This window comes from Agromyces sp. NPDC058104 (assembly GCF_042884835.1).
GTDB lineage: Bacteria > Actinomycetota > Actinomycetes > Actinomycetales > Microbacteriaceae > Agromyces.
The window spans coordinates 644,507-663,941 of sequence record NZ_JBHVTD010000002.1 but is presented as its reverse complement, the minus strand read 5'-3'; the positions used below and the strand labels follow the sequence as shown (position 1 = coordinate 663,941).

11 protein-coding genes are annotated in these 19,435 nt (G+C 71.1%); 1 reads left to right on the top strand and 10 read right to left on the bottom strand.

Annotated elements, in window-relative coordinates:
* Positions 1-50 precede the first annotated feature (50 nt).
* From mmsB to ACFVTH_RS10965, 4 genes are all read right to left on the bottom strand, one after another.
* Positions 51-1,409 carry a multiple monosaccharide ABC transporter permease gene (mmsB, locus tag ACFVTH_RS10980; protein ID WP_387090426.1) on the bottom strand — a complete coding sequence of 453 codons (1,359 nt, stop codon included), beginning with the start codon at positions 1,407-1,409 and terminating at the stop codon, positions 51-53.
* Positions 1,406-2,950, bottom strand: a complete 1,545-nt coding sequence (mmsA, locus tag ACFVTH_RS10975; protein ID WP_387090424.1) for a multiple monosaccharide ABC transporter ATP-binding protein — start codon at positions 2,948-2,950, stop codon at positions 1,406-1,408. Before mmsA ends, mmsB begins: the two co-directional genes overlap by 4 nt.
* Before the next feature lie 160 nt (positions 2,951-3,110).
* Positions 3,111-4,151 carry a LacI family DNA-binding transcriptional regulator gene (locus tag ACFVTH_RS10970; RefSeq protein WP_386938422.1) on the bottom strand — a complete coding sequence of 347 codons (1,041 nt, stop codon included), beginning with the start codon at positions 4,149-4,151 and terminating at the stop codon, positions 3,111-3,113.
* A 173-nt stretch (positions 4,152-4,324) separates the two neighbouring features.
* Positions 4,325-5,737: an MFS transporter gene (locus ACFVTH_RS10965; protein WP_387090421.1), complete on the bottom strand. Its 1,413-nt coding sequence runs from the start codon at positions 5,735-5,737 to the stop codon at positions 4,325-4,327.
* Between the two features lie 174 nt (positions 5,738-5,911).
* Between ACFVTH_RS10965 and ACFVTH_RS10960 the strand changes: the two genes are divergently transcribed.
* Entirely contained in the window at positions 5,912-12,121 is a 6,210-nt protein-coding gene (locus tag ACFVTH_RS10960) for a GH92 family glycosyl hydrolase (RefSeq protein WP_387090418.1), read from the top strand.
* A gap of 191 nt (positions 12,122-12,312) precedes the next feature.
* On the opposite strand, the gene ACFVTH_RS10955 is transcribed toward ACFVTH_RS10960, so the two are convergent.
* The 6 genes from ACFVTH_RS10955 to ACFVTH_RS10930 all read right to left on the bottom strand — a co-directional run bounded on the left by ACFVTH_RS10955 (position 12,313) and on the right by ACFVTH_RS10930 (position 19,163).
* Positions 12,313-13,143, bottom strand: a complete 831-nt coding sequence (locus ACFVTH_RS10955; protein WP_387090415.1) for an aldo/keto reductase — start codon at positions 13,141-13,143, stop codon at positions 12,313-12,315.
* A 62-nt stretch (positions 13,144-13,205) separates the two neighbouring features.
* Complete coding sequence (locus tag ACFVTH_RS10950) at positions 13,206-14,138, bottom strand: cyclase family protein (RefSeq protein ID WP_387090414.1); 933 nt, start codon at positions 14,136-14,138, stop codon at positions 13,206-13,208.
* A complete protein-coding gene (locus tag ACFVTH_RS10945; protein WP_387090411.1) occupies positions 14,135-15,541 on the bottom strand; it encodes an APC family permease in 1,407 nt (468 codons plus the stop codon). The genes ACFVTH_RS10950 and ACFVTH_RS10945 overlap by 4 nt, the downstream gene beginning before the upstream one ends.
* A gap of 79 nt (positions 15,542-15,620) precedes the next feature.
* Positions 15,621-16,412 (bottom strand): slipin family protein, encoded by a 792-nt coding sequence (locus tag ACFVTH_RS10940; protein ID WP_387090408.1) that lies wholly within the window; start codon positions 16,410-16,412, stop codon positions 15,621-15,623.
* A 106-nt stretch (positions 16,413-16,518) separates the two neighbouring features.
* Complete coding sequence (locus tag ACFVTH_RS10935) at positions 16,519-17,685, bottom strand: cystathionine gamma-synthase (protein WP_387090405.1); 1,167 nt, start codon at positions 17,683-17,685, stop codon at positions 16,519-16,521.
* Positions 17,686-17,789: 104 nt separating this feature from the next.
* On the bottom strand, positions 17,790-19,163 hold the full coding sequence (locus tag ACFVTH_RS10930) for a cystathionine beta-synthase (RefSeq protein WP_387090403.1): 1,374 nt from the start codon (positions 19,161-19,163) through the stop codon (positions 17,790-17,792).
* Positions 19,164-19,435 lie beyond the last annotated feature (272 nt).

Below are 19,435 nucleotides of genomic sequence, written 5' to 3'. Positions count from 1 at the left end.
GAAGGGGTGGGTGGATGCTGCGGCGTCGACGCCGAGGCATCCGTTCTCGTTCAGCGCGAGCGGAGGTCGCTCGGCTGGGAGGACTCGTTGGACGCGACGGTCGGAGCGACGGCCGGGGCCTCGACGGGGCCCTCCGACTCGAGCTTCGCCTTGCGCCGGTTGGACCAGATGCCGAAGATCGAGGGCCCGCCCTGGCGCTTCGACCACACGTCGACGGCCACGGCGAGGAGGAGCACGAGGCCCTTGATGATCTGCACGACGTCGGCGCCGGCGCCGATGAGCTGGAGGCCGTTGTTGAGGAACGCCATCACGAGACCACCGACGATCGAGCCGATCACGGTGCCGATGCCGCCCGAGACCGCGGCGCCGCCGATGAACACGGCCGCGATCGCGTCGAGCTCCCAGCCGTTGCCGTCCTGCGGGCCCGACGCCGTCGAGCGGGCGACGAAGATCATGCCCGCGAGGGCGGCGAGCACCGACATGTTCATCATCACGAAGAAGTCGACCCGGCGGTCCTTCACGCCCGACAGCGTCGCCGCGAGACGGTTGCCGCCGACCGCGTAGATGTGGCGGCCGAAGATCGTGTTGTTCGTGATGAACGAGTAGACGATCACGAGGACGACGAGGATGATGCCCGAGATCGGGAAGCTCGTGCCGGGGCGGCCCGTGGCGAACAGCCAGGCTGCCCAGAGGATCACGCCGGCGAGCACGACCACCTTGACGGCGCTCACCCAGACGGGCGCCATCTCGGAGCCGAGCTTCTTCTGCGTGCGGCGCAGGTGGATCTCGTTCCAGACGATCCAGCCGGCGCCGAGCACGCCGAGCAACATGGTCAGCACGTTGAAGTCCAGCGGCACCGCGAGCTCGGGCAGGTAGCCGGCGCCGATGACGCCGAACTCCTGGGGCACGGGCGTCGTGGTCGACTGGCCGATCAGCTGGTTGCCGCCGCGGAAGATGAGCATGCCGGCCAGCGTCACGATGAACGCCGGGACGCCGACGAACGCCACCCAGAAGCCCTGCCAGGCGCCGATCGCGGCGCCGACGGCGATGCCGAGCACGATCGCGAGCGGCCAGGGCAGGTTCCACTCGGCCATCGACTTCGCCACGATGATGCCCGTGAACGCCGCCACCGAGCCGACCGAGAGGTCGATGTGGCCCATGATGATGACCATCACCATGCCGATCGCGAGGATCAGGATGTACGAGTACTGGTTGACGACGTTGATCAGGTTCGTCGGCGAGAGCGTGAGCCCGTTCGTCCAGATCTGGAAGATCACGATGATGACGATGAGGCTGCCGAGGATGCCGAACTGGCGGAGGCTCGACTGCCCGCCGCCGAAGACCTTGCGGATGTCGGCGAGGCCGCCCTTCTTCGGAGGGGTGCTCGCGGGGGTGCTCGCCGTGCTCATGCGTTCGCCTTCTTCTTCGCCGAGGTCATGCTGCGCATGAGCGCCTCGGGGTTCGCCTCTGATGCGGGGATGTTGTCGGTGATCTGGCCCTCGAAGACCGTGTAGATGCGGTCGGCGATGCCGAGCAGCTCGGGCAGCTCGCTCGAGATGAGGATGACGCCCTTGCCCTGCGCCGCGAGCGACTGGATGATCGTGTAGATCTCGTACTTCGCGCCCACGTCGATGCCGCGGGTCGGCTCGTCGAGGATGAGCAGGTCGGGGTCGGTGAACATCCACTTCGCCAGCACGACCTTCTGCTGGTTGCCGCCCGAGAGCTTCGAGACCCCCGCCTCGACGCTCGGCGTCTTGATGCGCAGCTGCTTGCGGTAGTCCTCGGCGATGCCGAACTCGCGCGAGTCGTCGATGACGCCGCGCTTGGCGATCTTCGAGAGCTTCGCGGCGACGATCGACCGCTTGATGGTGTCGAGGAGGTTGAGGCCGAGCTGCTTGCGGTCCTCGCTCACGTAGGCGAGCCCGTGGTTGATCGCTGACTCGACGTCCTTGAGGACGATCTCCTTGCCGTCCTTCACGATCGTGCCCGAGAGGTAGTTGCCGTAGGAGCGGCCGAAGACGCTCATCGCGAGTTCGGTGCGCCCGGCGCCCATGAGCCCCGCGAGCCCGACGATCTCGCCGCGGCGCACGTTGAAGCTCGACCCCTTCGCCACGAGCCGTTCGGGCACCTGCGGGTGCTGGATCGTCCAGTCCTTCACCTCGAAGAACACGTCGCCGATGTGCGGGGTGCGGTCGGGGAAGCGGCTCTCGAGCGAACGGCCGACCATGCCGCGGATGATGCGGTCCTCGTCGACCCCGCCGGCCTTCACATCGAGCGTCTCGATCGTGTGGCCGTCGCGGATGATCGTGATCTCGTCGGCGATCTCCTCGATCTCGTTGAGCTTGTGGGAGATGATGATCGAGGTGATCCCCTTGCCCTTGAGGCCGCGGATCAGGTCGAGCAGGTGCTCCGAGTCGTCCTCGTTGAGCGCCGCGGTGGGCTCGTCGAGGATGAGGAGCTTCACGTCCTTCGCGAGCGCCTTCGCGATCTCGACGAGCTGCTGCTTGCCGACGCCGAGGTGCTTGATCTGCGTGTCGGGGTCTTCGGACAGGCCGACCCGGGCGAGCAGGTCGATGGCGCGGAGCTTGGCCGCGGCCCAGTCGATGCGGCCGCCGCGGGCGATCTCGTTGCCGAGGAAGATGTTCTCGGTGATCGAGAGCTCGGGGATGAGGGCGAGCTCCTGGTGGATGATCGCGATGCCGGCCTGTTCGCTGGCACGGATGTCGCGGAACTGCACCTCTTCGCCGCGGAAGATGATGTCGCCCGTGTAGGTGCCGTACGGGTAGACGCCCGAGAGCACCTTCATGAGCGTCGACTTGCCGGCGCCGTTCTCGCCGCAGATCGCGTGGACCTCGGCGGGCATCACCGTGAGCGAGACCTCGGACAGGGCCTTCACACCCGGGAACTCCTTGGTGATGGAGCGCATCTCGAGGATCGGCGGCGCGCTCATCGGCGGCCTCCCGGTGCTGCGGTCATCATCGACGGGTACATTCGCGACCTCGGTGTCTGTGGTTCGGGGACTCGATGTGACGCGTGTGACCGTTCACATCGAGACCTATGGTGCATCCGACATGCCCCGCTGTCAAGCGGGGGCCGAAAGACGGCACGTGTCAGGCCCGGGCGAGCGGCTTGCGCACCGGCGCCTCCGCGGTCGTGCCGCGCACCACGAGACGCGGCACGATCTGCTCGACCTCGAGCACCTGCTCGCCGTGGAGCTGGTTCAGGAGCAGGGCGACCGCCCGCCTGCCGCTCTCGCGGTGGTCCTGGTAGACCGTCGTGAGCGGCGGCCAGACGTGCTGCGCCACCGGGATGTCGTCGAAGCCGACGACGCTGATCTCGCCGGGCACGTCGACGCCCCCGTCGCGGAAGGCGTGCATGAGCCCGATCGCCATCTGGTCGTTGGCCGCGAACACCGCGGTGAAGTCGCGGTGGCGCAGGAGCTCGCGGCCGGCGAAGTAGCCGAAGTCGGCGCTCCAGTCGCCGAGGATCGGCGGGTGGAGGTCGAGCTCCGCGTCGCCGATCGCGTCGAGGAACCCGCGCATCCGCGCCTCGGCCTCGATCCAGTCCTGCGGTCCGGCGAGGTGCACGATCTCGCGGTGGCCGAGGTTGATCAGGTGCTGCGTCGCGCGTCGGGCGCCGGTGACCTGGTCGACCGAGAGCGCGAGGTGGTCGCTGCGCCCGGTCGACTGGAGGCTCACGAACGGCACGCCGACCGGGGCGCCTGCGAGCACCTCGAACACGCGCACCTGCGGGGCGATGACGACGAGCCCCTCGATCGCCTGCAGCATCAGGTGCTCGAGCGCGTCGGCGATGCCCTCGGGCGAGGGGTCGGCGATGTTCGCGGTGTTCACGTAGTAGCCGTGCTCGCGCGCCGCGTCCTCGATCGCGGCGATGGCCGTCGCCGGGCCGTACTCGGTGCTGCGGGCGGCGAGCACGCCGATCGTGTGCGAGCGGCTCGTGACGAGCGCACGGGCGGCGCGGTTCGGCCGGTACTGCAGCGTCTCCATCGCGGCGATCACGCGATCGCGCGTCTCGGGCCTGATGCTCGGATGGTCGTTCAGCACCCGCGAGACGGTCTGGTGAGACACCTCCGCGAGGCGCGCGACATCGCGGATGCTGGGCGCCCGCCCCTTGGGAGAATCAGGATTCACTGCCAGACCGATCGACGTCGATGTGCACGTTCACATCGAAGGTGCTTCCATTATGCACGTCGGGCGCGATCGCACAACGTCGCCATGTGACAGTCACATCGCGGGGTCGATTCGATTCGACCGGTCGCGGGCGATTCGACCGTCCCCGACGGCGGTCTCGGCAGCCGGCCGCGTCAGGCGCGCGGGCGCACGCGCGGGGCGAGCACCACCGCGACGAGCGCGATGACGACCGTGACCGCGAAGTCGGCCGTGAAGGCCGACGCGGCGACCGCGCTCGACACGAGCGCGGTGATGGCGAGCGCCGACGACGCCCCGAGCGACTCGCCGATCGACAGCGCCGCACTGTTGAAGCCCTGCGCCGAGACCGGCGAGAGGCCGAGCACCGCGACCGAGTGGCGCGGGTACATGAACCCCATGGCCGCGCCGGCGAAGGTCCACGCGACGAAGGCGATCGCCGGATGCAGGGTGAACGCCGCCACCGCGAGCACGCCGACGAGCGAGAGCGTGAGCAGCACCGAGCCGATCATGACCGCCTGCGCGTTCGAGACGCGGTCGCCGAGGCGGCCCTGCAGCCACGACGCGACGGCCCAGCTCACGCCGGCGCCCGTGAGCACGGCGCCCGCGAGGCTCGCCGAGAACTCGTAGCGCTCCATGAAGAGGTACGGCAGGTAGATCTCGCTGCCGAAGAACGCGCCCGCGACGATGAGGCGCAGCAGCACCGTCGCGGGCAGGCCACGGGCGGCGCGCAGCGTGCCGACGGGCAGGAGCGGGCGGGCCGCGATCACGATGAGCGCGATCGCCGCGGCCGCCACCACCCAGCGCCACGGGTCGGCGAACTCCTTCGAGAGCGAGAGGGCGAGCGCGGCGGCGGCGGTGAGCACCGCCCAGCCCATCCGGCCGAGGCTCCAGGCCACGGCCGGGTCGCCCTGGATCTTCTCGCGCACCCGGAGGATCGGCGGCACCACCATCGCCGCCGCGGGGGCGACGAGCACGATGACGCCGAGGAACACCCAGTGCCAGCTGAACACCTCGGCGATGGCGCCGGCGACGGCGGGCCCGATGATCGACGGGATCACCCACGCCGCCGCGAACCCCGCGAATACCCGGGCGCGCAGCGCCTCGGGGTACACGCGCGCGACGATGACGTAGAGCGGCACGATCACCGCGGCGCCCGAGAGTCCGTGCACGAAGCGGCCGACGATGAGCACCGTCATGTCGGTGGCGGTGCCGGCGATGAGCAGGCCGACGACGAACAGCACGGCCGCCGTGATCAGCGAGGGAAGCGGCCCGGAGCGGTCGGTCCAGTTGCCGGCGATCACCATGCCGATGATGCCCGCGGCGAGCGGCACGGCGAACGCGAGCGCGAACAGCGCGACCCCGTCGAGGTCGCGCGCGACGATCGGCATGACCGTCGTGACCGCCATCGCCTCGAACGCCGCGAGGAAGATGAGCGAGAACATGCCGATCGACAGCCAGCGATACGGCCGCGAGAGCGGGCTGCGGGCCTCGGGCTCGGCGGACGCCGGGGTCTCGAGCTCCGCGTCGTCGCGGGTCGGCATCGGGGTCTCGGCGGTCGGCTCACTCACCCGATCGAGCCTACGACTTCAAGGGCGCTTGAACTCAAGCCGCTCGAGTGCGGCCCTCGGGGAATCACCTCGCCTCGCCCGGGCGCACCGGGCCCGGCAGATCGAGCCCTTCCGCATCGGTCGGCGACGTGGTAGCGTCCAAAAGCCGATGACAGCGGTGTCATAGGTTTCGCAGTGAAGCGACAGGGAGCGACGGTGAAGCACTTCAAGCGGTCGGGCAGCGCCCGCCGAACGCGGGCGACCGCAACAGCAGTGATCACGATGGCGATGGCCGCGGCGGCGTTGACGCCGATCTCGGCCGCGGCGGCCGCCGGGGAGGTGACATTCACGTCGTCCTTCGAAGCAGGAGACGCCGTGCCGGCGCTCGCGGGCACTGGCGAATCGGTCAACCTCAGCGGCGACCGCAACGTGCCGGGCAGCCTGCTGCCGCAGGTGACGAAGGTCACGGCCTCGGCCGAGAACCCGCCGAACGAGGTCGCCGGCAACCTCGCCGACGGCAATCCCGGGTCGAAGTGGCTGACGTTCACCTCGACCGCGTGGGCGCAGTACGAGCTCGCCGAGGCGAAGCCGATCGAGGCCTACACGCTGACCTCGGGCAACGACGCACCCGAGCGCGACCCCCGCGACTTCCGCATCCTCGGCTCGAACGACGGCAGCGACTGGGCGGTCGTCGACGCGCGCAGCGGCGAGTCGTTCACCGCGCGCGGCCAGACCCGGACGTTCACCCTCGCCGCCCCGAGCGCGGCCTACCGCTACTACCGGCTCGACATCACCGCGAACCATTCGGGCGGCCTCATCCAGCTCGCCGGCTGGGAGCCGATCGCCGACGCCGACGCCGTGCCGACGCCCACCGACCTGGCACTCGAGGTCGACTCGGGTCCGACGAGCTCGTACACCGCGAAGACCAACGTCGGGTTCTCGGGCACCCACGCGCTCCGGTACGCCGGCAGCCACCTCGCGGCCGGCCCGGCCGCATCGACCTCGGTGATCTACGCCGACGTCGACATCGCCGTCCAGGAGGACAGCCGCCTCTCGTACACGGTCTTCCCCGTGCTCGACGCGGGGCAGAGCTACGCCTCGACGTTCGTCTCGGTCGACCTCGTGCTCGACGACGGCACGACCCTCTCGTCGCACGAGCTGACCGACTCGTACGGCTACGGCGCCGACGCGCGCTCGCAGGGCCTGGCCAACGTGCTCTGGCCCGACCAGTGGAACAAGGTGACGGTCGACCTGGGCTCGCTCGCCGGGCGCACGGTCACCGACGTCCTCCTCGACTACGACCACCCGGGCGACGGCGTCACCGGTGTCGAGACCCCGACGGCGGGCACGACCGTCCTCGGATGGCTCGACGACCTCAGCATCGACGAGGCGGAGCCGCTCGACGACTCCGACGGACTCGTCTCGTACGTCGACACGCGCCGCGGCACGAACTCGACCGGCGGCTTCTCGCGCGGCAACAACATCCCGGCGGTCGGCGTGCCGAACGGCTTCAACTTCATCACCCCGATGACGAACGCCGACAACACCGGGACGATCTACCAGTACCAGGGCGCCAATACGGCGCAGAACCTGCCGGCGCTCGAGGGCATCGGCTTCTCGCACCAGCCGAGCATCTGGATGGGCGACCGCAACCAGCTCGCCGTCCTCCCCGCGGTGGGCGCGAACCCGACCTCGACGCTCGACGACCGGCGCCTCACCTTCCACCGCGAGAACGAGGTGGCGCGGCCCGACGTCTACGGGGTCGAGTTCGACAACGGCATCACGACCGAGGTCACCGCGACCGACCACGGGGCGATCTACCGCTTCGGCTTCACCGGAGACCAGAGCTCGGTGATCGTCGACCAGCTCGTGAACTCGTCGAAGCTCACGATCACGGGCGACACGGTCAGCGGTTGGGTCGACGGCGGCTCCGGCTGGCCGGGCCGCACCCGCATGTTCGTGTACGGCACCTTCGACGCCCAGCCGACGAAGGCCGGGGCGACGACGCAGGGCAACCGCAACGGCAGCGCACGCTTCGCCGCGTTCGACACCTCGGGCGACCGCACGGTCGAGCTCCGCATCGCGTCCTCCTTCATCTCGCAGGAGCAGGCGCAGCGCAACCACGGGCTCGAGCTCGCCGGCGTCTCGTTCGACGACGCCCACGCGGCCGCGCAGCAGGCCTGGAACGACCGTCTCGGCGTGGTGCACGACGTGCAGGGCGCGACGGAGACGCAGCTGGTGACCCTCTACTCCAGCCTGTACCGCCTGAACCTCTACCCGAACTCGCAGTTCGAGAACGTCGGCACCGCCGGCGACCCCGAGTACAAGTACGCGAGCCCCGTCTCGGCCACCAGCGGATCCGCGACCGACACCACGACCAACGCGAAGATCGTCGACGGGAAGATCTACGTCAACAACGGCTTCTGGGACACGTATCGGACCGCGTGGCCGCTCTACTCGCTGCTCTACCCGGACATCACCGAGGAGCTCGTCGACGGGTTCGTGCAGCAGTACCGCGACGGCGGCTGGATCGCCCGATGGTCCTCGCCCGGCTACGCCGACCTGATGACCGGCACGAGCTCGGACGTCGCCTTCGCCGAGGCGTACCTCGCCGGCGCGCTCGACACCGAGACCGCGCTCGAGGCCTACGACGCCGCAGTGAAGAACGCCACCGTGCTCCCCGCGTCGAACGCCGTCGGCCGGAAGGGCCTCGCGCAGTCGATCTTCCTCGGCTACACCGAGGAGACCACGCACGAGAGCGCGTCGTGGGGCCTCGAGGGCTTCATCAACGACTTCGGCATCGGCGAGATGGCGACGGCGCTCGCCGACGACCCGAACACGCCGGCCGACCGCGTCGACCGGCTCCTCGAGGAGGCCGAGTACTTCCAGGCCCGCGCGAGCCACTACGCCGAGATGTTCAACCCCGAGGCCGGCACCTTCACCGCCCGCAACGCGGACGGCAGCTGGCCGGTGGGCGCCGAGTTCGACCAGAAGGCCTGGGGCGGCGCGTTCACCGAGGCGAGCGCGAAGACCTTCGGGTTCCACGCGCCGCACGACGTCGCGGGGCTCGCCGCGCTCTACGGCGGGCGGCAGGGCCTCATCGACGAGCTCGACGAGTTCCTCACCGTCCGTGAGAAGGCCGACTACTCCGGCATCCACGAGGCGCGGGAGGCGCGCGACGTCCGACTCGGCATGCTCGGCATGTCGAACCAGGTCGCGCACCACATCCCGTACGTGCTCGCCGAGGCGGGCGACCCGGCATCGGCGCAGGCGCTGATCCGCGACATCCAGCAGCGGCTCTTCGTGGGCTCCGACATCGGCCAGGGCTACCCGGGCGACGAGGACAACGGCGAGTTCTCGGCCTGGTACGTGTTCTCCGCCCTCGGCCTCTACCCGCTCGAGGTGGGCTCCGGCGACTACACCATCGGCACGCCGCTGTTCGACCGTGCGACGCTGACCGTCGGCGACCGCGAGCTCGTGATCTCGGCACCCGGCGCCTCCGAGGGCAAGACCTACGTCTCGGGCGTCGAGCTGAACGGCGAGTCCGTCGACGTCACCACCCTCGACGGCGACCTGCTGCGCGACGGCGGCGAGCTCTCGTTCACGATGAGCGACGAGCCGAGCACGTGGGGCGCGAAGGACCTCGGCGAGGGGCTCGAGGTTCCGCGCACGCTCGTCGACGCCACGAAGCCCGGCCGCGGCACCCTCACGGCGGGCGACGGCACCTCGACGGCGGCGCTCGTCGACGACAGCATGAACTCGGCCGCGACGTTCGACGCGGGCACCGCCGAGCTGACCTGGACCTCGCAGTCCGGGCCGGTGACGGTGGGCCAGTACACGCTGACCGGCGCCGCGCTCGCCACGGCGCCCGCGGCGTGGACCCTCTCGGGCTCGACCGACGGCGAGACCTGGACCGAGCTCGACCACCGCGACGGCGAGTCCTTCGACTGGCCGACGCAGACGCGTCCGTTCTCGACCGACGGCGACGGCGTCTACACGAGCCTGCGCCTCACGGTCGAGTCGGCCGGCGGACCGCTCGCGCTGTCCGAGGTGGAGCTGTTCGCCTCGGCGGGCAGCGCCGACGGGCTCTCGGTGAACCCGGCGCCGGCGCAGTCCGTCGCGGTCGACACCGAGTTCTCGGGCTCCATCGCGACCATCGTCGGCACCGAGACCTCGGCCGACGGCTACCAGGTCTCGGTCGACTACGGCGACGGCACCGGTGCGGTCGTGGCGGTGCTGAAGCGCGACGACCTCGGCGGCTGGCGCGTGACCGCGCCGCACACCTTCGCGGCGCCGGGCGTGTACACCGCCACCGTCATCGTGCAGGACTCGACCGGGGCCCTCGCCTCGGCGGCGTCGAACATCTCGGTCACCCGTGACGAGACGCTCGTCGGCTCGTTCGGCTCCGTCTGCATCGGCGACCTCGGCACGACCGCCGCGAACTGCGACAGCCAGGGCCACGGGTACTTCCGCGACAAGCTCGCCGCCGACGGATTCGTCCAGGGCACGACCATCGCGATCCCCGGCACCGAGCTGAGCTTCGACCTGCCCGCGGTGGCGGCCGGCAAGCCCGACAACCTCACCGGTGAGGGGCAGACGGTGCGCCTCGACCTCGGCGCGGGAGCGAGCCGGCTCGCCTTCGTCGGCGCGGCGACCGAGAGCGGGCGCCAGCCCGAGGCGGTGCTCCACTTCACCGACGGCAGCTCGCAGACCGTGAAGATCTCGTTCGGCGACTGGGTCGGGGCCTCCGGCAACCCGGCGTACGGCAACACCGTGCTCGCGATCTCGGAGGGTCGACTCTCCGGCACCGCGGCCGAGTCCTCGGTCAAGAACACCGCGATCTACGCGACGGCGCCGATCACGATCGACACCGACGACGCCGGCGCCCCGAAGGTCGTCGAGGCGCTGACGATGCCGACCGAGTCGGGCACGCTCGGCGACGGACGCGTGCACGTGTTCGCCGTCGCCTCCGACGGCGACCGCTCGAGTGCCTCGGCGCTCGAGGTGCAGCCGCAGTCCGTCGGGACCCAGGTCGCCGCGCAGGCGTTCGAGGCGACGCTCGCCACGGCCGCCGGCGGTGCACCCGAGCAGTCCGCCATCGTGAACTGGGGCGACGGCGCCCCCGTGTCGGCGCTGCCGGTGACCGACGGCAACGTCGTCGGTGACCACACCTACGCCGTCGCGGGCACCTACACCGTCTCGGTCACGGTCGACGACGGCGTCCGGTCGGCCTCGACCACGCTCGAGATCGTCGTCGACGAGCCCGCTCCGGTGTACACGCCCGAGATCGCGGTCGACCCGGCCGTGGTCGCCCCGGGCGGCACGGCGCGGGTGACCGGCGACGGGTTCGCGCCCGACGAGGCGGTCGAGCTCCGGTTCGGCGACGGCGAGCCGGTCGGCACGACGGCGAACGGCGACGGCGAGATCGATGCCGAGATCGCCGTCCCGGGCGACGTGGCCGACGGGGAGTACCCGGTGACCGCGTTCGGTGCCGTCTCGGCGGTCGAGGCGTCCGCCACGCTCACCGTGCTCACGCCGGCGACGGCCACCACGGTCGTCCTCGGCTCGGAGGCCGAGGCTCCCGTGGCCGGCGACCTCCTCGCGCTGAGCGCGACCGTCGCACCCGCGGCGGCCGCGGGCCAGGTGGAGATCCGGGAGGGCGACGCCGTGGTCGGCACGGCGACCGTCATCGCGGGCACCGCGACGGTGGACGTGCGCGTGGAGACCTCGGGGGTCCACACCTACACGGCGCACTTCACGCCCGACGACCCCGCGGCCTACCTGGCCTCGGTCTCCGAGCCGTTCTCGATCGAGGTCGGCGACGCACCGGTGGTGGATGCCGAGCTCGTGCTCGGCGACGACACCGTGGCGCAGGGCGGGAAGCTCGAGCTCACGGGCACCGGATTCGGCTCGGGCGAGATCGTGGCGATCACGCTCCACTCCGAGCCCGTCAGGCTCGCCGAGGTCACGACCGACGGCGACGGCTCGTTCTCGACCGAGGTGACGATCCCCGCAACGGTCGCACTCGGCGAGCACACGCTGATCGCCGAGGGCGCGACGTCGGGGCTCAGCGCCCAGGCGACGTTGACGGTCACCGGGTCGACCACCGAGGTCGTGACGCTCGCCCTCGGCGGACCGAACAAGCTGCTCGCGAAGTCGGGCTCGGCCATCCGGTTCGTCGGTGGGGTCGTCGCGCTCGACGGCAGCTCGCCGATCGGCACCTTCAGGGTGTACGAGGGCGACACGGTGCTCGCCGAGGTGCCGGTGACCGCGGCCGACGACGGCAGCGTGAGCATCAAGCTGCCGAAGCTCGGAGCCGGGCTCCACTTCGTGCGCGGCGAGTTCGCGGGCGCCGGCGGCTACGCGGACTCGGCCACCTTCCCGGTGCCGCTGCTGCTCTGGTGAGCCGCGGGTGACCCTCCGGCCCGGTGCGTCCGAACAGGTCGCACCGGGCCGGACCGCGTCGGGGTGGAGCGAACGGGTCGAGCGCCATCCGGTCCTTCACGCGGCCGGGCGAATCGGCCGGTGCGAACCGGGTCGGCCCATCAGGGTCGGCCCGGTTCGCCGCGTCCGGGGCCGTCCGGGACGGCCCCGCCTCAGAACTCCTCGTGCGTGTCGGGGTCCGCACCCCAGATGCGCCCCCGCGCGAGCGCCGAGATCGCCGCGACCTCTTCGGCGGTGAGCGAGAAGCCGAACACATCGAGGTTCTCGCGGCGCCGCTCGGGGTCGGACGACTTCGGGATCGGCACGGACTCGAGCTCGACGTGCCAGCGCAGCACGAGCTGTGCCGGGCTCACGCCGTGCACCTCGGCGAGCTCGACCACCACCGGCTCGCGCAGCAGCTCGGTGCGGCGCGCGAGCGGGCTCCAGCTCTCGGTGCGGATGTCGTGCTCGTCGTGGAAGGCCCGCAGCTCCTCCTGCGGGAAGTACGGGTGGAGCTCGACCTGGTTGACGACCGGCACCACGCCCGTCTCGTCGATGAGCCGCTCGAGCATGGCGGGCGTGAAGTTCGAGACGCCGAGCGCCCGCACGAGCCCCTTCTCGCGCAGCGAGATCATCGCGCGCCAACTGTCGACGTACTTGTCGATGCGCGGCAGCGGCCAGTGGATGAGATACAGGTCGACCCACTCGAGGCCGAGCCGCTTCCGCGACTCCTCGAAGCTCGCGATCGTCTCGTCGAAGCCGTGATGACGGCCGGGCAGCTTGGTCGTGATGACGAGGTCGCTGCGGTCGACGTCGGTGCGTTCGATGGCCTCGCCCACCGCCTCCTCGTTGCCGTAGTTGTAGGCCGTGTCGATCAGGCGATAGCCCTCGTCGATGGCCGAGGTGATCGCCGCGATGCCGAGCTGGTCGTTCAGCCCGTAGGTGCCGAGCCCGATCGCGGGAATGGAGTTGCCGTCGCGAAGGGAATAGGCGGGAACGCTCATCCCCCAATACTCACGCACGCGGCCCCCCTGCGCCACCGCGTCCCGGCCGCGACGGGCGCCGCTCAGGCCGGGAGCTCGGCGAACGCGCGCACCGGGAAGGTGCCGAAGCCCTCGACCCGCGGCGGCACCGCCGTGAAGCGCGCGCCGCGGACCGGCACCCGCTCGAGCGCGGTCAGGTGCTCGATCACGTGCACGCCCGCCTCGAGCAGGATCGAATGGGCGGGCCGCCGCCCGCCCGACTCGGTGTCGTCGATGTTGAGCGAGTCGATGCCGACGGCCGCGACCCCGGCCGCGACGAGGTGTCGCGCCCCGGCCTCGGTCAGGAACGGCGCACCCGTCGCGTACTCGGGCCGCCCGAAGTGACGGCTCCACCCCGTGTGCAGCAGCACCGCGCTGCCGGCCAGCTCGCGATCGAGGAACACCTCAGCGGGAATGCCGCGCCCCGTGGCATCCGTCAGCCTGAACACCTCGGCCCGGAGGCCGACGAGCGTCTCGAGCGACAGGCTCGCGAGGTCGCCGCCGTCGGCGTAGCGGTGGAACGGGCTGTCGAGGTAGGTGCCCGTGTTGCCGATCATCGTGATGACGTCGAGTGCGAACTCGGTGCCGGGCGCGTAGTGCTCGCGCGAGGCCTCGCGCGAGAGGTGCGGCGTGATCGTCGGTGCGGGCAGGCCGGGATAGGTGACGAGCCCGGCCGAGATCGGGTGGCTGAGGTCGACGAGCGCCCCGCGCTCGGCGCGGTCCGCGGCGGATGCCTCGGGCTCCGCGCCGCTCGCGTCGACGCCCCGCGATCCGCGGTGCGGCTCGGCGACGATCTCGAGGTTCGAGAGCGCGACCCTGCCGACGAGGGCGAGCCCGAGATGCCGCACGAGCAGCGCGCCGATCTCGGCCTCGCCGAGCTCGGGCGAGGGCAGGTCGAGGCGGAATCCCTCGGCCCGCAGCCCTCCCCCGTTGACGAAGTCGATCTCGGCGTCGAAGTGGGCCCGGTACTCGGTCATGCGTGCTGCTCCTCGGCGATGCGGTCGGGTGATGATGCGGTCTCGTCGGGCGCGGATCCGTCGTCGGTCTCGCCCGCCGCGGATGCCGCCTTCGCCCCGGCCGCCCTCGAGGCGCGCCGCGCCCGCCAGCGGCGCACCACGGTCACCGCGATCGCGGCGAGCGCGAGCACCGCGGGCACGAGCAGGTTCGCCCAGGCGAGCACGAGCAGTCCGACCGTCATGACGGTCGCGACCACCGCGAGCCACCAGCCGAACGACCAGCGGCGCAGCAGCAGGGTCGCGGCGAGCATGCCGGCGGCGTAGATCGCGACCATGTTGCTCGTGTGGACCAGGATGAAGCCCGACAGCTCGAGGTCGTTCGCGAGCATCAGCCCGTAGTAGACGAGGATGAGCACGCCCGTCACCGCGAGCGCCCGTCGGGGGATCTCGCCGTCGGCGGCGCCCTTGGCGAGGAAGCGGGGCAGGTCGCCGTCGCGCCCGAGGGCGGCGCCGAGCTTGCCGAAGGCGGGGAGGTACGCGTTCATCACGCCGACGGTGACGATCGCCGCGATGATCGCCACGAGCACCGGCCCGATGCCGGGCGCGGTGGTCTCGACGAGGTCGAGCAGCGGCACCTGCCCGTCGCCCGCCCGGTCGCCGAGCACCGCGACGGTGACGAACTGGAGTGCGAGGTAGCCGACGCCGACCACGACGACCGCGATCGCCGTCGCGATCGGGATCGTGCGGCGCGGGTTCTTGAACTCGCCGGCGATGTGGGTGCCGACCTCCCAGCCGGCGAACGCCCAGACGAAGAGGCTGATGGCGACGCCCACGCCGGCCCAGCCGTTCGGCAGGAACGGCTGGAAGTTCGACATCTCCGCGGCCGGGAAGGTCACGGCGACCACTCCGACGACGACGGTGACGAGCAGCCCCGAGAGCACGAACTGCACCCAGCCCGCGACGCGCACGCCGAACCAGTTCGCGATGAAGGGCGGCACGAACACGGCGAGCCCGATGACGGGCACGGCCGAGCGGTCGACGCCGAGCACCGCCACGACGTACTCGCCGCCGAGCACGGCGAGCACGGGCGCGCCGACGCACACGCCGAAGTAGAACCAGTAGCCCGCCATGCGGGCCGCGGTGTCGCCGAGCGCGCGGCGCACGTAGCTCGCGACGCCGCCGGCGTCGGGGTAGCGCGCGGCGAGCGCGGCGAAGGTGCCCGCGAGCGGGATGGAGAGCACGAGCACGGCCGCCACGGCGACGATGGAGGCGGGGCCGGCGGCCTTCGCGGCGAGGCCCGGCAGCACGAGGATGCCGGTGCCGAGCACGCTCGCGATGTAGAGCGCGGTACCCTGGCCGAGCCCGAGGCTGCCGCGGTGCTCGCCGTTCGCGGCGCTCGCGGAGGCGGTGTCGTTCGAAGTCACCCGATCATTCTGGGGCACCCGTCGCGCCCGACGCGATGGCTGGATCGGCACTCTTCGTCGATTTTCTGCCACACCTCGCTCAGTGCCCGCGCACCTGCGCCACCGCCGACTCCCGGTCGATGAACGAGGTCAGCTCGCCGATCGAGCCGAGGAGCGGCGCCGGCACGACCACCAGCGTGTTCTTGTCGACGCCGACCTCGACGAGCGTCTGCAGGGTGCGCAGCTGCAGGGCGAGCGGATGCGACATCATCGTGTCGCTCGCGACGCCGAGCTGCGCCGCGGCGAGCGCCTCGCCCTCGGCCGCGATGATCTTCGCGCGCTTCTCGCGCTCCGCCTCGGCCTGGCGGGCCATCGCCCGCTTCATCGCGTCGGGCAGCAGGATGTCCTTCAGCTCGACGAGCGTCACCTGCACGCCCCACTCGGCGGTCGTCACGTCGAGGATCTCGCGGATGTTCACGTTGAGCACCGCGGTGTCGGAGAGCGCCTCGTCGAGGTGGTGCTGCCCGATCACCTTGCGCAGCGTGGTCTGCGCGATCTGGTCGATCGCCGACTTCACGTTCTCGATCACGATGACCGACTTCACGGCGTCGGTCACGCGGTAGTACGCGACCGCCGAGACGCCGACGCTCACGTTGTCGCGCGTGATGATGCCCTGCGACTGGATCGGCAGCGTCACCACCCGCAGCGAGACCTTGGTCATCACGTCGACGATCGGGATGATGAACCTGATGCCCGGATCGCGCACGTTGTGCAGGCGGCCGAACCGCAGCACGACGCCGCGCTCGTACTGCTTCACGATCCTCACCGACATGAAGAAGAGGATGATCGCGAGGATGACGACGACGATCACGGTGATCCAGAGCCAGACCATGAGAATCATCTCCCAGCGGCGCCGGTGACGGGCCGCGCGCCGTCACCTCCATTGTCGCACCGCAGGCGCCGGTCGCTCCCCGTCGGGGAACGACCGGCCGGGACGGCTACAGTCGCGCGAGCGTCTGGTCGATGTCGGCGAGGAGGTCGTCGACGTCCTCGATGCCCACCGAGAGGCGCACCACCGACTCGGGCACCTCGGCCTCGGTGCCCTTCACGGAGGCGTGCGTCATCTCCGAGGGGTAGTTCACGAGCGACTCGACGCCGCCGAGCGACTCGGCCAGCTGGAACAGCTCGGTCGACTCCGCGAAACGACGCGCCGCCGCGCCGCCCCCGGCGAGGGCGATCGAGAGCATGCCGCCGAAGCCCGACATCTGCCGGCCCGCGAGCTCGTGGCCCGGGTGGGACTCGAGCCCCGGGTAGTAGACCCGCTCGACGCCGGCGTGCTCGTCGAGCCGGCGCGCGATCGCGAGCGCGTTCTGGCTGTGCCGCTGCATGCGCACCCCGAGGGTCTTGATGCCGCGCGAGGTGAGGAACGCGTCGAACGGACCTGACACGGCGCCCGCGGCGAACTGCGTGAACTTCACCCGCTCATGCACCTCGTCGAGGCGCTCGCCCGCGCCGAAGACGAGCGCGCCGCCGACCACGTCGGAGTGGCCGCCGAGGTACTTCGTCGTCGAGTGCACGACCACGTCGGCGCCGAGTGCGAGGGGCTGCTGCAGCGCCGGCGAGGCGAAGGTGTTGTCGACCACCACGACGAGGCCCGCCTCGTGTCCGAGCTCGGCGAGCGCCGTGACATCCGACACCTTCATGAGGGGGTTCGAGGGGGTCTCGATCCAGAGCACCTTCGTGGTGCCCGGCTCGATCGCCGCGCGCACCGCGTCGACGTCGCTCGTGTCGACCGTCGAGTGGCGCACGCCCCAGTCGCCGAAGACGCGGCGGATGAGCCGGTGGGTGCCGCCGTACACGTCGTTGCCGATGACCACGTGGTCGCCCGGCTTCACGACGGTGCGCAGCAGCGCGTCCTCGGCGGCGAGGCCCGAGGCGAACGAGAGGCCGTGCGCGCCGCCCTCGAGCGCCGCGAGCTGCGTCTCGAGCGCGGTGCGCGTGGGGTTGCCGCCGCGCGAGTACTCGTAGCCGCCGCGGAGCCCGCCGATGCCGTCCTGCACGTAGGTGGAGGTCTGGTAGATCGGCGGGATGACCGCGCCCGTGGTGGGGTCGAAGGCCTGGCCGGCGTGGATCGCGCGGGTGTCGAAGCGTGCGTCGTCGTGCATGAGGAGGTGCCTTTCGCAGGTGTTTCAGGAATTCGGCGGCTGCTCAGGACGATTCGGCCGGAATCGTCCTGAGCGGCGTGCTTTCTCCTGAATCGGTGAGGGGTCTAGTGGGAGAGGTAGCCGAGCAGGTCGGTGCGGGTGATCACGCCGAGGGCCTTGCCGCCGTCGGTGACGAGCATCGCGGGCGCGCCGGCGAAGGCCTGCCGGGCCGCGGCGACGGGCTCGGTCACGCCGATGAGGGGCAGCGGATCGCCGACGACGGTGCTCACCTCGTCGGTGAGCTTCACCACGCCGGAGAACACCTGGTCGAGCAGCACCTCCTCGTGCAGGGCGCCGAGCACCTCGCCGAGGACGACGGGCGGCTCGGCCGACAGCACGACGAGCTGCGAGACGCCGGTCTCGGTCATGCGGTCGATCGCCTCCTTGACCGTGTCGTTCGGGTGCACGTACACGAGCGGTGCGGTGCGGTCGGCCTTCGCCGCGAGCAGCTCGGCGATCGTGTGGCCGGCGGGCGCGTTGCCGAAGCCGTAGGCGCGCATCCACTTGTCGTTGAAGATCTTGCCGAGGTAGCCGCGGCCGCCGTCGGGCAGCAGCACGACGAACACGTCGTCGGCCGTCACGCCGGGCGCTGCCGCGGCCTCGAGCGCCGCGACGACGGCCATGCCGCTCGAGCCGCCCACGAGGATGCCCTCCTCGCGCGCGAGGCGCCGCGTCATCGCGAACGAGTCGGCGTCGCTCACGGCGATGATCTCGTGCGGCACCGTGGGGTCGTAGGCCGACGGCCAGAAGTCCTCGCCCACGCCCTCGACGAAGTAGGGGCGTCCCGTGCCGCCCGAGTAGACCGAGCCCTCGGGGTCGGCGCCGATGATGCGCACCGCGTCGTTCGACACCTCGCGCAGGTACCGCCCGGTGCCCGTGATCGTGCCGCCCGTGCCGACGCCCGCGACGAAGTGGGTCACGCGCCCGTCGGTGTCGCGCCAGATCTCGGGGCCGGTGGTCTCGTAGTGCGAGCGCGGCCCGTTCGGGTTCGAGTACTGGTCGGGCTTGAACGCCCCCGGGATCTCGCGCGCGAGCCGGTCGGACACGCCGTAGTACGACTCGGGGCTGTCGGGCGCGACCGCGGTCGGCGTGACGACGACCTCGGCGCCGTAGGCGGTGAGCACGTTGCGCTTGTCTTCACCCACCTTGTCGGGGCACACGAACACGCAGCGGTAGCCGCGCTGCTGCGCGACGAGCGCGAGGCCCACCCCGGTGTTTCCGCTCGTCGGCTCGACGATGGTGCCGCCCGGCTTCAGCAGGCCGTCGCGCTCGGCTGCGTCGATGATGCGGCCCGCGATGCGGTCCTTCGAGGAGCCGCCGGGGTTCAGGTACTCGAGCTTGACGAGCACCGTGGCCTCCGTCACGCCCTCCGTGACGTGCTGGAGCTTGACGAGCGGGGTGTCGCCGACGAGGTCGACGATGGATTCTGCGTACTTCATGGGTGTCCTTGCGTGTCGGCCGCGGCTGCTCGGCCGGCGGAGTGGGCGGCGAGAGATCTGGGCGAGTGTGCGTGCGTGGGGTCGGGAGACGTCGGCGTCAGCGACAACACAGCGAGAGGATCACGAGGTCAACTCTAGCCCGGCGGCGCTCGGCCTGTCACGATGACGATGGCGCGGGCCGGATGCCCCGTGCCGCATCCCGCACGCGATGCGGCGTTCTCCCAGCCGCATGCGTTCGTATGGTTCTGACGTCCCCTCGACGTCGACGCGAT